Genomic DNA, 12,636 nt, shown 5'->3' on the forward strand with positions numbered 1-12,636 from the left:
GATACGCTTGTCTCTCACATGAACCCGCCTCGCCGCCTCCTCAGTATTGCCCTCCTCGTCGCTGCCGCCGCCCTACTCGTCCTCGCGGCCCGCTTCACGCCCGCGATCGCCCCGGCGGTGGGTTCCGGATCGCCGACGGCGCTCGTGCCGTCGCCCTTCTCGTTCGTGCTCACGCCGGCGTTGCTCGCTGCCGGGTCCGTCCTGTTGACCGCGGGAGTCGCCGCGTTGGTCGGCGCCGAGCTCTCCGCACGCGGCGCGTTTGCCGCCCCCGCGGTCGGCGTCCTCGCCGCGTTCGTCTTCGGTGTGAGCCTCACCGACCCGGCGGTCTTGACCGCCGGAACCGAGTTGATCGTCGTCGCGCTCGACGGCCATACTGGTGCGGTCGTCGCTGGCACGGTCGTCGGTGCAACCGTCGCACCCGTAGTCCGCGCAGCGATAACCGGGGACACCGTCGCGCTGCTCGCCGCCGCTGGACTGTTACTCGCCGCGGTCGCGACCGCGTCGGCCGCGGCGCTGCCGCTCGTCACGGGAGGTATCGGCGGGGTCGCGGCGGTCGCCGTACTGCTGATCGTGGACGACACGTGGCGACCTTGACCCTCAGCCCGAGATGGATGGAGCGTCCGGCACGGCAACCCCGTTCCCGTGGATGCCGGAAGCGGCCGATCTCAGCTCAAACGAACCCCTTCGAACGGCAGGTGACGGATATCAGTCCGGCGGCTCGCCAGACTGGTAGCCGCTGCCGGGCTCCGCGCTACCGCCCCGGTCGTTCCGATTCCGACTCCAGTTCGATGTCACGGTCCGCCTCGCGGTCGAGGTCGGCGGCTGCGGCATCGGCGGCGGCTGCGGCGTCGGCGGCCGTGTCGGAATCGCGGCGCTCGTCCGTCCGGAGGTCGTCGTCCGCGACGCTGTTGAGCTGTTCGAGCGACGCCTCGATGTCGTCGAGCCCGAGGAGCCGTTCCGTCTCCTCGTCGAACGCCTTGCTCTCTAACCCCTCCATCTCCTGGACGTCGGAGCCGGAGAGCGCCTTGCCGTATCGGCCCACGAGGCTGGTGAGTTCCTGGGGGAGGACGAACGTGGTGGATTCGCCCTTGCCGATCTCTTCGAGGGTCTCCATGCCGCGTTCGATGATGGCGCGCTCGCCCATCGACTCCGCCGAGCGGGCCCGCAACACGGTGGAGATGGCGTCACCCTGCGCTTCGAGGATCTGCGACTGCTTTTCACCCTGTGCGCGGATGATGTTCGACTGCTTGTCACCCTCGGCCTGCTCGACCGCCGAGCGGCGTTCCCCCTGCGCTTCGAGTATCATCGCCCGACGACGACGCTCCGCCGACGTCTGCTGCTCCATCGCCCGCTGAACCTCTTGGGAGGGGTTGACCTCGCGAACCTCGACGGCTTCCACGCGGATCCCCCACTCGTCGGTCGGCTCGTCCAGCTCGCGGCGGATCTTCGAGTTGATCCGGTCGCGCTGGGAGAGCGTTTCGTCGAGTTCCATGTCGCCGAGGACGGCACGAAGGGTGGTCTGTGCGAGGTTCGAGACGGCCTTCTTGTAGTCGTCGACCTCCAAGAACGCCTTCTTCGCGTCCATCACCTTGATGTACACGACCGCGTCCGCCGTCACCGGCGAGTTGTCCCGCGTGATCGCCTCTTGTCGCGGCACGTCCAGCGTCTGTGTCCGCATATCGAACGCGTACGTCCGCGACACGAACGGCGGAACGAGATGGACGCCCGGCTCCAACAGCTCCCGATACTCGCCGAAGACGGTGAGCGCCTCCTTGTCATAGGCGTCGACGATCTCGACCGCGCTCGCGAGCGTGACCAGCGCGAGCAGGATCGCCAACACCCCGACGCCGAGGAAGAGATTCTGGCTCAACACGACGACGCCGACGAGCAGCGCCACGGCTAGTGCCGTGTACTGCCAGACGGCGTCCGGGATCTCGCCGGCCAGATCCCCGAGCTCCGGAGGGTCGTCTTGCGGACCTCGTGTTCCCATACACGGAGTTACGGTTCAACGACGTTAACAGTTCGCACGAGTTCGCCTGCTCAGGCGGCTTGCGCTATCCGCCGCCCGCCCGGATGCCGCGTTCCGCGTCCGTCAGTGTTCGCCCCGTGTCGGGTCGACGTCTGCACACGTGTCCGAGCCTTCGGCAGCGTCTGTCGATGGCGGGCGGATTTAACCCGTCGGCGCGCGGAGGCCAACGTATGACTGACGAGAGCGAGACGTCCCACGAGTTCGACACGCGAAGCGTCCACGCCGGATCGAGCCCGGACCCGGCGACCGGTGCTCGGGCGACGCCGATCTACCAGACCACTTCCTACGAGTTCGAGGACGCCGAACACGCCGCACGGTTGTTCGCCCTCGAGGAGGCGGGCAACGTCTACTCCCGGATCATGAACCCGACGAACGCGGCCTTGGAGGAGCGGATCGCCTCCCTAGAGAACGGGGTGGGCGCGGTCGCCACCTCGTCTGGGATGGCCTCCTTCGACCTGGCGACGTTCATGCTCGCGAGCGCGGGCGACAACATCGTCTCCTCGTCCGCCCTGTACGGCGGCACCTACACGTACCTGACCCACACCGTCGAGCGGCGCGGGATCTCGACGCGGTTCGTCGACCCGCTCGACTACGAGGGGTACGCCGACGCCATCGACGAGGACACCGCCTACGTCCACCTCGAAACGATCGGGAACCCGGCCCTCGTCACGCCCGACATCCAGCGGATCGCCGATATCGCCCACGACCACGGTGTCCCGCTGTTCGTCGACAACACGTTCGCCACTCCGTATCTGTGCCGGCCGCTCGATCACGGCGCGGACCTCGTCTGGGAGTCCACGACGAAGTGGCTCACCGGCAACGGCACGACCGTCGGTGGCGTTCTCGTCGACGGCGGTTCCTTCCCGTGGGGAGAGTACCCCGAGAAGTTCCCGGAGATCGCACAGGACAATCCCGCATACCACGGGATCAACTTCGTCGAGGCGTTCGGCGACGCGGCGTTCACCTTCGCGGCGGTCACCCGCGGCCTGCGCGACTTGGGCGATCAGCAGTCGCCGTTCGACGCGTGGAACACGCTCCAGCAGACGGAGTCGCTCCCCCTCCGGATGGACCGTCACTGTGAGAACGCCGCGATCGTCGCGGAGTACCTCGACGAGCACGCCGACGTCGCCTGGGTGAACTACCCCGGACTGGAGAGCCACGAGACACACGCGGAAGCCAGTGAGTACCTCGATGGCGGCTACGGCGGCATGATCACGTTCGGGCTGGAGGGTGGCTACGAGGCCGCCAAGGGGACGGTCGAGAACGCGGAGCTCGCCTCGCTGCTCGCCAACGTCGGCGACGCGAAAACGCTCGTTATCCACCCCGCCTCGACGACCCACCAGCAGCTGACGGAGGCGGAACAGGAGGCTGCCGGCGTCACCGGCGACATGGTACGGCTCTCGGTCGGGATCGAGGACCCGGCGGACGTCGTGGCGGATCTGGAAGCCGCGATCGAGGCGGCGACGGAGTAGGTGTCGAAGAACGCGTCCGAGTCGTCCGGGGACGCTAGAGCGCGTCCCTCACGGGGGCGTCGTCCGGGGTTCAGTCGCTCTGGATGCGCGGCGCGAGCATGTACGTCACTTGGCCGAGCCCCTCGCCGAAGCTGTAGTGGAGCTTGACCGGGAACTCCTCGCCGAGCTCGATCGTGACCTCGGCGTCGCCCGGGATCGCCTTGTTCATGTCCTTGAGGTAGTCGAGGCTGAAAAGCGAGTCCGCCGCGCCGGGTGTGAGCGCGATGAGGTCCTCGCGGGTCAGTTCGAGGTCGACGTCGTCGGTGTCGCCCTCGGCCTCGATGAAGAACGCCTCGTCGGTCTCGTCGACGCGGAGGCGGATATGATCCGAGACCATGTCCGCGGCTTTGACCCCGCGGTCGAGCTGTGCGCCCTCGACGACGATCTCTGCGGGGAGGTCGAGATCCGGGATGTCGGGCTCCTGGCGGATCGAGTCGGGGTCGATGAGCGCGAGGGTGTACGAGAGGCCGTCCGTCTCGATATGCAGCTTGCGGGTCTCCTCGTCCAGTTCGAGGTGGATCAGGTCACCGGAGTTAGCCATGCCGGCGATGTCCTCGAGCCGGGCGAGGTTGACGCCGATGACGCCGCCGTCGGCGTCGTACGACTCGAACGCGGCGGCTTCGAGGGTGAGATCGACCATGCCGACGTTGGCGGGGTCGACGGCGCGGATCGAGAGCGCCTCCTCGTTCAGGCGGATCTTACACTCGTCGACCAGCACGCTCACCGAATCGAGCGCGTCCTGTAGCGTCGACGCGCTCACGATGGCCTTGAACATATACGTTCGGCTAGGGCGGTATCCCCTAAAAAGGCACCCAATCGGATGCCGAGGTGACCGGCGACGAATACTTGATCGACGCCGGCGCGACGCTCACAGCGCCCGGACGAGCCGGGCCACCGCGACGATCACGAGCAGGACCGCCCTAGCGAGTCGAAGCCACGCGGTCCGCCGATCCGGACAGGACTCGTCGTCATCGTCGTTAGCGCCGCCGTCCTCGTGGTCGCGGTCGATGTCGGCCCCGCCACGCTCGCCGTCGTCCTCGTCGCTGTCGACCTCGTCGCCGTCCGTGTTCCGGTCGTTCTCGTTCGTGTCTTTCGGAGGGCACGGCCGCTTCGACGGCCGTCCTGGGTCGTGAATCATGGTCACCACGTGGCCGCCGCCCGACCACGACGTCGGCTACGCACGTACGTCGTATATAATCGAGTCAGACGCAGGGTGAAAGTAAAACGTACTCGACGCGTTTTTGGACGACTTCGACGACCCCGACAGCCGCGCCGGTCGTCACTCGACAGCGTCGATCCGGCGGTGTCGATCCGGTAGTGTCGATCCGGCGCGTCTCAGACCAGCGGTTCGACGAGCTCACGCCCCTCGACCAACAGCGACTCGACGCGCTCGTCGGCGTCGGCTTCCGCGTACACTCGGAGCTTCGGTTCCGTCCCGGACGGGCGGACGAGCAGCCACGACCCGTTCTCCAAGAGGAGCTTGAACCCGTCGAGGGTGACGACCTTCGCGACCGCGTGCCCGTCGACCGACTCCGGGATGTGGTCCTCGAGCTCGTCGAGCACGCCCGCCTTCCGGTCGTCCGGACAGTCGATCGACACCTTTCCGGCCGCGATGTGGCCGTGTTCGTCGAGCAACCGGTCGACGCGCGCGTCGAACGGTTCCGCGGTCGTCGCGTCGGCCGCGAGCAGCGACATCAACACGCCGTCCTTCTCGCGGACGTGTCCGCGGATCGAGAACCCGCCGGACTCCTCGCCGCCGAACAGCGCGTCGTGTTCCCCCATCGCCTCGGCGACCCACTTGAAGCCCACCGGCGTCTCGAACACCTCCTGACCGTGTGCCTCCGCGATCCGGTCGACGAGGAACGTCGTCGAGACGGTCCGAACCGCGGGGCCGCTGTCGGTCTCCAACAGCCGGTCGTAGCAGGCGGCATAAAACAGGTTAGCGTCGAGTACGCCGCGATCGGGCGTCACCACCGCGATCCGGTCGGCATCGCCGTCGTTGGCGACGCCGAGGTCGATCCCGTTGTCGGGGTCAGTGACGAGGGCTTCGAGCTCGCTCAGGTGTTCCGCGCTCGGTTCTGGTGACTCCCCGCCGAAGGTGGGATCGCGGTCACAGCGGAGCCGCCGGACCTCCGCGCCAGCCGACTCGAGGAGGGCGTCGGTGACGCCGCGGCCGCTGCCGTGCATCGCGTCGTACGCCACGGTGAGTCCGTCGAGGTCGGCGTCGACGAGCTCGCGAGCGGCCGCGGCGTGTGCGGAAACGAAATCGTGTCGTCGGATCACCCCTCGCTCCGCCTCGGGGCGCAGGTCGGGCTCCGCGAGGCGGTCGACGATGTCCTCCGTCACTGCCGGGAGCGCCGGTGCGCCGTCGCTCGGAATGAACTTCACGCCGTTGTACTCCGGCGGGTTGTGTGAGGCCGTCACCATACACGCTCCGGAGAGGCCCTCGTTAACGATCCCGTAAGCGATCACGGGGGTCGGTACGTCGCGTTCGGGGAGAAGCACGTCGAACCCGTTGCCGGCGAGCACCTCGGCGAGGCTCTCGGCGAACCCCTCGCTCGTCTCACGCGCGTCGTAGCCGACAGCGACTGGGTCGTCGTGGCCGGCGGCGTCGAGGTGGTCCGCGACCGCCTGGCCGACGATCCGAACGCGGTCGTCGGTGAACGTGTCGAGCGTTGCTCGCCAGCCGTCGGTCCCGAAGGAGATCCGGTCCATACGCGCACCCTCTACGGCTGGAACCATAATGGGCGGTGTCATCGTCGATATCTGATGGAACTCCCCGAGCAGGAACTCGCCGCGCTTTTGTCAGCCCCACACGAGAATCGGGTATGACGCGGATCGTTGCGATCTCCGGCAGCCGGCGGGCGAACAGCACGACGCGGGCCGCGCTTCGGGTCGCGCTGGACGCGGCCGCCGAGGCCGGTGCGGAGACGGCGCTCATCGACCTCGGGGCCGTCGACCTCCCCTTATACCACCCCGACGAGGACGAACAGGGCGAGAGCGAACGGTTGACGCGGCTCGTTCGTGAGGCGGACGGCGTGATCGCGGGCTCGCCGGTGTATCGCGGCTCCTACTCGTCGACGTTCAAGAACTTCCACGACTTCTGTGGCTCCGAGGAGTACGAGTACACGGCGGTCGGCCTCCTGACGACCGCCGGCGGCGGCTCCTACGGCGGGACGCTCGAACACCTCCGGTCGACGTTCCGGAACGTTCACGCCTGGGTCGTCCCCCACGAAGTCGGGATCCGCGGCGCGTCCTCGGCCATCGCCGACGACGGGACGTTTCACGACGACTCCCTACGGGACCGCACCGAACGGCTCGGACGGATGGTCCTCGAACACGCCGAACGGCTTCCAGAGACACATGGGTGAGACGCTCGGGAACGGTCGTCACTTCCGGTACTTTTAAGCGAAAATTCGATCAGTTGCTCCCATGAGTGTCCGCCGCGATTTCTGGTCGATCTACCGCGAGACACTCCCGGTTCTGGGTATCGCACTGGCCGGCGGCCTGTTCGCCGGGCTCGTTCTCGAGGGAATGCTCGAGAGCGTCGAACGCTTCCCCGGGCTGCTCGTGATGGTCCCCGTCTTTCTCGCGACGCGCGGGAACGTGTACGGCGCGCTCGGCGGCCGGATCGCCAGCGGCCTCCATCAGGGGTTGATCGAGCCGCGGTTCGAGCGGAACGAACGGCTCGTGAACGCCGTGCTCGCCTCTTTCATCAACGGGATCGGCATCTCGATCGTCATCGGCTTCATCTCCTGGGGCGCACTGGCGCTCCTCGGGCGCGAATCAGCGGCGCTCGGCGAACTGGTCGGGATCATGCTCATCGCCGGCGTGCTCACGTCCGTCGTGTTGATATTCGGGCTCCTTCTGCTCATCTTCACCGGGTACAAGGCGGGCTACGACCCCGACAACCTCGTCGGGCCGATCGTCACCACGCTGGGTGACGTGTTCGGAATGGCGTTCCTCTTTCTCGCCGTCGCGGTCGTCGAGGTGATCCTCTGATGGTGGTTCCAAGCGGATCGCTCGGATCGTGGGAGACGCGACAGATCGTGACCAACACCTTCCCGCTTCTGGTCGTCCTCTCCGTCATCGTCCTCTGGGCGGGGATCACGCTCGAGGACGCCGAGGAGCTGCTCGAGCGATACGGGCTGCTCGCGGTGATGGTCCCCACGATGGTCGATATGGGCGGGAACCTCGGCGCGATCCTCAGCTCGCGGCTCTCGACGCGGATGCATCTCGGGACGACCGATTTCGACGTCCGCGATCGGGTGTTGTGGGCCAACGTCGGGGCCGTGTTCGGGCTCGCGGTGACGATCTTCACCGCCCTCGCGATCGGGGCGTGGGCGATCGGTCAGGTCATCGGCGCGATCGAGGCGCTCGCCCTCGCCGACCTGCTCGTCATCTCGCTTATAAGCGGTATGTCGGTGGCGGTGATCGCGGTCGTGTTCAGCTTCGCGGCGACGTACGGCTCCTATCGGCTCGGGATCGACCCGGACGATACGACGATCCCCATCGTGACGAACGTCGTCGACGTGTTCGGGATGGTGATATTCATCGGGGTCTCGGCGTGGTGGCTGCCGGCGATCTGATCCGGCGTTGAGGTCCGAGCGTCGGTTCTTCCCGTTGCCGCGGTTCGATCCGGTTCGGCTCCGACCCCTCGCGCTCCCGGACGAAACGCCACGGTTTTGTATGTATACTACAATATACGTGTGATGAGTAGGATCCGTCCCGACGAGCTCGACGAGCGTCTCGACGCCGGCGACCGGCCGTTCCTCCTCGACATCCGTCCGGAAGACGACTACGCCGCGGACGCTATCGAGGGGAGCCACAACGTTCCCGTGTACACCGGCCTCCAACGCGGGGACGACTCCGGGCTCCGGAAGCGTCTCGGTGAGATCCCGGACGACGAGGCGGTTGTCGTGGTGTGTAAGATGGGGATCGTCGCGAAGCGGGCGACGCGCTTCCTCGACGAACAGGGGTATGACGCGACGACGCTCGCCGGCGGGATGAGCGGCTGGAACGGGTATCAAACGGGGTCGCTGGGGTACAAGATCCGGTCGCTGTGGTGGAAACTTCGGTGATTGGTTTATGAGCAGTTGCCGGCGCGGTGAAGCTCTCTAACGTTCCAGTCGTCGGCGACGAAGCCGCCGTATTCCCGTTTAAGTCGCCCTGTCCCGCCCCGCACAGCACCGCACCTCACACCTCCCCAGCCTTGCGACTCGCGGTTTCAGCGCTCGTCGCGGCCCTCGCGGTCGGTTCGCGCTTTATAAGACGCGAACCGGCGCGCCACCGTCTTCGTAACTGTGTATAAAAGAACCCCCTGATCCGTTGACGTTCCGTTCAGGCGTATTCCGTGGTTTCAGTCCCCAATCCACGGCGCTGCTGGCTAACTTTTCCTCCAGCCGTCTGCGAACGCTTCGAAACCCTGCACCAGCTTATAAAGAATATAAAACGAAGCCACGATCATGAACACTCCGAGGATCAGGATCAGTGATCCGAACCAACCGCCGGGAACGAGGAGGGGAACCATACGCTGTGTCAGGTCCGTATTGGGATATCTGTTCGGTTATATATGAGACCAGAGACGGAAATCCGCGGAGCGAAACTGGTTCGCTCCCGCCCCGGCTTGCGGCCCCACAGCGGTCCGTACACGTGGGGGGTGCTACCACGAAAACCGTTAAGCCCGGCTGTCGCGTACAAACGGGTATGAGCGCTGACCGGTCCGCGTTACGGCGGGCCATCGAGCGCGGCGAACGCGACGGCGGCGCGATCGAGTTCAAAGAGCGACTCACTCGCGAGGTACACCTGGCGGACGGCCGTATGGAGTCGCTCGTCGCCCAGCTGCGCCACCGCGTCCTCTCCGGCGACGGCGAGGCGACCTACGTCCTCGGCGTCACCGACGACGGCGGGCTGGCCGGTGTCGCCCCGGAGTCGTTCTCTGAGACGATGGACGTCCTCTCGCTTTTGGCCGAGGAGGCGGACGCCCACATCGCCGACGTGGAGACGTGGAGCGCGGGCGCGGACGGCAACGGCGACGACGCGGGACTCGTCGGCCTCGCCACCGTCCGCGAAGGAGGGATGTTCGAGACGGACGACGACCACCTCGTGATCGGCACGGCCGGCCACGTCGACCACGGCAAGTCGACGCTCGTCGGCACGCTCGTCACCGGTCGCGCCGACGACGGCCAGGGCGGGACTCGCGGATTCCTCGACGTCCAGCCCCACGAGGTCGAACGCGGCCTCTCCGCGGACCTCTCGTACGCGGTGTACGGGTTCGCGGACGACGCCGACGAGCCGGTCCGGATGGACAACCCGCATCGGAAGTCGGATCGGGCGCGGATCGTCGAGGAGGCCGACCGGCTCGTCTCGTTCGTCGACACGGTCGGCCACGAGCCGTGGCTCCGGACGACGATCCGCGGGCTCGTCGGCCAGAAGCTGGACTACGGGCTGCTCGTCGTCGCCGCCGACGACGGGCCGACGGAGACGACCCGAGAGCACCTCGGGATCCTGCTCGCGACGGAGCTGCCGACCATCGTCGCGATCACGAAGGCGGACGCGGTCTCGGACGAGCGGCTCGCGGCGGTCGAACGCGAGGTGGAGTCGACCCTGCGTGACGCCGGCCAGACCCCGCTGTTAGTCGACCGCTACGGCGTCGACGTCGCGGTCGCGGAGGTCGGCGACGGCGTCGTTCCACTCCTGCGGACCAGCGCGGTGAGCGGCGAGGGGATCGACACGCTCGACCGCCTGTTCGAGTCGCTCCCGAAGCGGGCGACCCCCGAACGCGAGACGTTCCGGATGTACATCGACCGCAGCTACAAGGTGACGGGTGTCGGCGCGGTCGCCTCCGGAACGGTCAACTCCGGGACGGTCGAAGTCGGCGACGAGCTCCTGTTGGGGCCGATGGCCGACGGCTCGTTCCGCGAGGTGGAAGTCCGCTCGATCGAGATGCACTACCACCGAGTCGACAAGGCGACTGCCGGCCGGATCGTCGGCATCGCGCTCAAAGGGGTCGACGAGGCCGAGATCGAACGCGGGATGGCGCTCGTCCCGCGTGACGCCGACCCCACGCCGGTCCGGGAGTTCGACGCCGAGGTGATGGTGCTCAACCACCCCACGCGCATTCAGGCGGGATACGAGCCGGTGGTCCACCTCGAGACGCTCTCGGAGGCCGCGGTGTTCGATCCCGACGAGGGACGACTGCTCCCCGGCGACACCGGTCGCGCCCGCCTCCGGTTCAAGTTCCGCCCGTACCTGGTGGAGGAGGGTCAACGGTTCGTCTTCCGCGAGGGGTCGAGCAAGGGGGTCGGCACCGTCCGCGACGTGGAGTGATGGAATAGCTCCGTCTCGAGGTGTTTCACCGCCCTCCCGACCCGTCCGCACCCGCTGACCCGTCCGCGTCGACCGACACCAGCTCCATCAGCGGGTAGCCGTCCCGCATCGTCATCCGCGTGTCGACGACGACGCCCTCGTGGTCGATCCGCATCTCGACGTCCATCAGCGATCCCGTGAGCTCCGTGTACCCGTTCTCGTGGTCGATCGCGTCCGCGACGCGGTCGTCGTGGATCTCGACGGTCACCGACTCACAGAACGGCTGGTTCTCGATCGCCTCCGCCATCGCGGTCTCCAGGCTCCGCGTGCTGGACGGGCTCACCGGCGTCCCCGCGAACTGGTGGTACAGCGAGCCGAACTTGATCCCGGCCTCGAAACACGCCTGCTGTGCATCGGTTGCCATACCGAATCGGGGTGTCGTCGGCGTAAGAAGGTTCGGAGACGACCGGCGTGGGGGCGTCGCGGTCGAGGTCACGTCATCGCGAGTAGGCCGCCGTCGTCATCGTCGTCATCGTCTCCCGTGTCGTCGTCGCTTCCGTCGGTGCTGTCGTCGTCGTTTCCGTCGGTGTCGTCGTCGCTTCCGTCAGTGCTGTCGTCGTCGTTTCCCGTGTCGTCGTCGCTTCCATCGCCGTCATCGGTCCCTTCGTCGTCCGCTTCTCCGTCGCCACCCGACTCGGCCGCTTCGCCGACCTCGCCTCCCTCGTCGAAGACATCGGTCTCGATGGTCTCCTCGTAGGTGAGCTCGTCCAGCGGGACCGTGAGCTCGTCGCCTGTCGGGAGCTCGATCACGGCGTAGAACTCGATCCGGAGGTCGCTCACTTGGTGTCCGTTGATCTCCTCGTCGAGGTGTGTCACCCACCAATCGTCGAGCCGCGGTGTATCGAGAACGGTCGTCAGTGCGACGGTTTCCGTGCTATGCGAGGGGATGACGTACTCCCGTTCGGTCGCGCCTGACCCCATCTCGACGTCGTTCATCGTGACGTCGTAGCCGAGCTCCGTGATCACGTACGGTTCGAGGTTCGGGTTGTACACCACGAACGCCATGTCGATCGGCATCTCGTCGTCGGTGACCGCCCCCCACTCGCCACGGGTCTCGTTGATGTAGAGGACGGGGTCGCTCGTCAGCGGGCTGTCGGCGTTCACCGGGCGGGTCTCCTCGGAGTCGAACGCGCCGATCACGTCCGTCTCTATCTCGTGTTCGCGCTCGAACGATGCGCTCCGTCCGAGCAGCTCCGAGGAGACCGTCGCGTCGATCGCGACGACGGTCCGCTCGTCGTTCCGGACGTGGCTGGTCCACCACGGCGGGATCGCCTCGTTTTCGAGCGCCGTTTCGAGGTCGATCGTCGAGTTCCCGCTCGCGACGCTGACGCCTTCGCGCTCGCCGTGAGCCATCTCGATCCCGTTCATCGACACCGTATAGTTCACCGAGACGCCGTCGAGACCGACGCCGATCGGGTTCGGGTTCGAGACGACGAGATCCGTCTTGATAACCGTTGTCTCCTCCGTCACGTCGCCGAACGTGTTGTCGACGGCCATGACGCTCGGCGCACCGAGAACGCCGAGCGCGAGCGCGCCACCGACGGCCGCGCCGACGACGAGGAGGCCGACGAGCGCGACTCGGAGCTTACTCGCGACGAGCGCGGACCCGACGCTGCCGAAATTCATACCCGTGTGTTTCGGTCGCATCTAAAAACCGTGTTGCTTGGATCGCTAACAGGACGCTGGAACCGACACTCACGACGCCCACGCCGCGTCGGGGCTGTTCGA

14 protein-coding genes are annotated in these 12,636 nt (G+C 66.9%); 7 read left to right on the top strand and 7 right to left on the bottom strand.

All coding sequences use genetic code 11. From position 1 onward, the window contains the following. The first annotated feature begins 18 nt into the window (after positions 1 to 18). Positions 19 to 594, top strand: a complete 576-nt coding sequence (locus ACZ5TV_RS07530; RefSeq protein WP_464384310.1) for a hypothetical protein — start codon at positions 19 to 21, stop codon at positions 592 to 594. 157 nt (positions 595 to 751) lie between these two features. On the opposite strand, the gene ACZ5TV_RS07535 is transcribed toward ACZ5TV_RS07530, so the two are convergent. Continuing rightward, positions 752 to 1,990: an SPFH domain-containing protein gene (locus tag ACZ5TV_RS07535; RefSeq protein WP_464384311.1), complete on the bottom strand. Its 1,239-nt coding sequence runs from the start codon at positions 1,988 to 1,990 to the stop codon at positions 752 to 754. Between the two features lie 209 nt (positions 1,991 to 2,199). On the opposite strand from ACZ5TV_RS07535, the gene ACZ5TV_RS07540 reads away from it, so the two are divergent. Next, positions 2,200 to 3,501, top strand: a complete 1,302-nt coding sequence (locus tag ACZ5TV_RS07540) for an O-acetylhomoserine aminocarboxypropyltransferase/cysteine synthase family protein (RefSeq protein WP_379780344.1) — start codon at positions 2,200 to 2,202, stop codon at positions 3,499 to 3,501. Positions 3,502 to 3,571: 70 nt separating this feature from the next. On the opposite strand, the gene ACZ5TV_RS07545 is transcribed toward ACZ5TV_RS07540, so the two are convergent. From ACZ5TV_RS07545 to ACZ5TV_RS07555, 3 genes are all read right to left on the bottom strand, one after another. Continuing rightward, a complete protein-coding gene (locus ACZ5TV_RS07545; protein ID WP_379780342.1) occupies positions 3,572 to 4,315 on the bottom strand; it encodes a DNA polymerase sliding clamp in 744 nt (247 codons plus the stop codon). 93 nt (positions 4,316 to 4,408) lie between these two features. Continuing rightward, complete coding sequence (locus ACZ5TV_RS07550; protein ID WP_379780340.1) at positions 4,409 to 4,678, bottom strand: hypothetical protein; 270 nt, start codon at positions 4,676 to 4,678, stop codon at positions 4,409 to 4,411. 197 nt (positions 4,679 to 4,875) lie between these two features. Next, on the bottom strand, positions 4,876 to 6,255 hold the full coding sequence (locus tag ACZ5TV_RS07555; protein WP_379780338.1) for a phosphoglucomutase/phosphomannomutase family protein: 1,380 nt from the start codon (positions 6,253 to 6,255) through the stop codon (positions 4,876 to 4,878). A gap of 113 nt (positions 6,256 to 6,368) precedes the next feature. On the opposite strand from ACZ5TV_RS07555, the gene ACZ5TV_RS07560 reads away from it, so the two are divergent. The 4 genes from ACZ5TV_RS07560 to ACZ5TV_RS07575 all read left to right on the top strand — a co-directional run bounded on the left by ACZ5TV_RS07560 (position 6,369) and on the right by ACZ5TV_RS07575 (position 8,621). Beyond that, complete coding sequence (locus ACZ5TV_RS07560) at positions 6,369 to 6,911, top strand: NADPH-dependent FMN reductase (RefSeq protein ID WP_379780336.1); 543 nt, start codon at positions 6,369 to 6,371, stop codon at positions 6,909 to 6,911. Positions 6,912 to 6,972: 61 nt separating this feature from the next. After that, positions 6,973 to 7,542, top strand: coding sequence for a magnesium transporter (locus ACZ5TV_RS07565; RefSeq protein ID WP_379780334.1), 570 nt, complete (start codon positions 6,973 to 6,975; stop codon positions 7,540 to 7,542). Then, complete coding sequence (locus ACZ5TV_RS07570; protein WP_379780332.1) at positions 7,542 to 8,129, top strand: magnesium transporter; 588 nt, start codon at positions 7,542 to 7,544, stop codon at positions 8,127 to 8,129. Before ACZ5TV_RS07565 ends, ACZ5TV_RS07570 begins: the two co-directional genes overlap by 1 nt. 123 nt (positions 8,130 to 8,252) lie before the next feature. Continuing rightward, a complete protein-coding gene (locus tag ACZ5TV_RS07575) occupies positions 8,253 to 8,621 on the top strand; it encodes a rhodanese-like domain-containing protein (protein ID WP_379780330.1) in 369 nt (122 codons plus the stop codon). A 305-nt stretch (positions 8,622 to 8,926) separates the two neighbouring features. Here ACZ5TV_RS07575 and ACZ5TV_RS07580 read toward each other — a convergent pair whose 3' ends face one another. Then, positions 8,927 to 9,070, bottom strand: a complete 144-nt coding sequence (locus tag ACZ5TV_RS07580) for a hypothetical protein (protein WP_379780328.1) — start codon at positions 9,068 to 9,070, stop codon at positions 8,927 to 8,929. A 176-nt stretch (positions 9,071 to 9,246) separates the two neighbouring features. Between ACZ5TV_RS07580 and ACZ5TV_RS07585 the strand changes: the two genes are divergently transcribed. After that, positions 9,247 to 10,869 (top strand): GTPBP1 family GTP-binding protein, encoded by a 1,623-nt coding sequence (locus ACZ5TV_RS07585; protein ID WP_379780326.1) that lies wholly within the window; start codon positions 9,247 to 9,249, stop codon positions 10,867 to 10,869. Between the two features lie 25 nt (positions 10,870 to 10,894). On the opposite strand, the gene ACZ5TV_RS07590 is transcribed toward ACZ5TV_RS07585, so the two are convergent. Both ACZ5TV_RS07590 and ACZ5TV_RS07595 read right to left on the bottom strand, forming a co-directional pair. Continuing rightward, entirely contained in the window at positions 10,895 to 11,272 is a 378-nt protein-coding gene (locus ACZ5TV_RS07590) for a dihydroneopterin aldolase family protein (RefSeq protein ID WP_379780324.1), read from the bottom strand. A gap of 68 nt (positions 11,273 to 11,340) precedes the next feature. After that, complete coding sequence (locus tag ACZ5TV_RS07595; protein ID WP_379780322.1) at positions 11,341 to 12,534, bottom strand: LEA/WHy family protein; 1,194 nt, start codon at positions 12,532 to 12,534, stop codon at positions 11,341 to 11,343. Positions 12,535 to 12,636 lie beyond the last annotated feature (102 nt).

This window comes from Halorubrum tibetense (assembly GCF_055396225.1).

Excerpts from the sequence above, each read along its gene's own strand:
- ACZ5TV_RS07595 (WP_379780322.1), bottom strand. The coding sequence starts at position 12,534 with ATGAATTTCGGCAGCGTCGGGTCCGCGCTCGTCGCGAGTAAGCTCCGA.
- ACZ5TV_RS07560 (WP_379780336.1), top strand. The coding sequence starts at position 6,369 with ATGACGCGGATCGTTGCGATCTCCGGCAGCCGGCGGGCGAACAGCACG.
- ACZ5TV_RS07530 (WP_464384310.1), top strand. The coding sequence starts at position 19 with ATGAACCCGCCTCGCCGCCTCCTCAGTATTGCCCTCCTCGTCGCTGCC.
- ACZ5TV_RS07565 (WP_379780334.1), top strand. The coding sequence starts at position 6,973 with ATGAGTGTCCGCCGCGATTTCTGGTCGATCTACCGCGAGACACTCCCG.
- ACZ5TV_RS07555 (WP_379780338.1), bottom strand. The coding sequence starts at position 6,255 with ATGGACCGGATCTCCTTCGGGACCGACGGCTGGCGAGCAACGCTCGAC.
- ACZ5TV_RS07545 (WP_379780342.1), bottom strand. The coding sequence starts at position 4,315 with ATGTTCAAGGCCATCGTGAGCGCGTCGACGCTACAGGACGCGCTCGAT.
- ACZ5TV_RS07585 (WP_379780326.1), top strand. The coding sequence starts at position 9,247 with ATGAGCGCTGACCGGTCCGCGTTACGGCGGGCCATCGAGCGCGGCGAA.
- ACZ5TV_RS07580 (WP_379780328.1), bottom strand. The coding sequence starts at position 9,070 with ATGGTTCCCCTCCTCGTTCCCGGCGGTTGGTTCGGATCACTGATCCTG.
- ACZ5TV_RS07550 (WP_379780340.1), bottom strand. The coding sequence starts at position 4,678 with ATGATTCACGACCCAGGACGGCCGTCGAAGCGGCCGTGCCCTCCGAAA.
- ACZ5TV_RS07540 (WP_379780344.1), top strand. The coding sequence starts at position 2,200 with ATGACTGACGAGAGCGAGACGTCCCACGAGTTCGACACGCGAAGCGTC.
- ACZ5TV_RS07535 (WP_464384311.1), bottom strand. The coding sequence starts at position 1,990 with ATGGGAACACGAGGTCCGCAAGACGACCCTCCGGAGCTCGGGGATCTG.
- ACZ5TV_RS07575 (WP_379780330.1), top strand. The coding sequence starts at position 8,253 with ATGAGTAGGATCCGTCCCGACGAGCTCGACGAGCGTCTCGACGCCGGC.
- ACZ5TV_RS07590 (WP_379780324.1), bottom strand. The coding sequence starts at position 11,272 with ATGGCAACCGATGCACAGCAGGCGTGTTTCGAGGCCGGGATCAAGTTC.
- ACZ5TV_RS07570 (WP_379780332.1), top strand. The coding sequence starts at position 7,542 with ATGGTGGTTCCAAGCGGATCGCTCGGATCGTGGGAGACGCGACAGATC.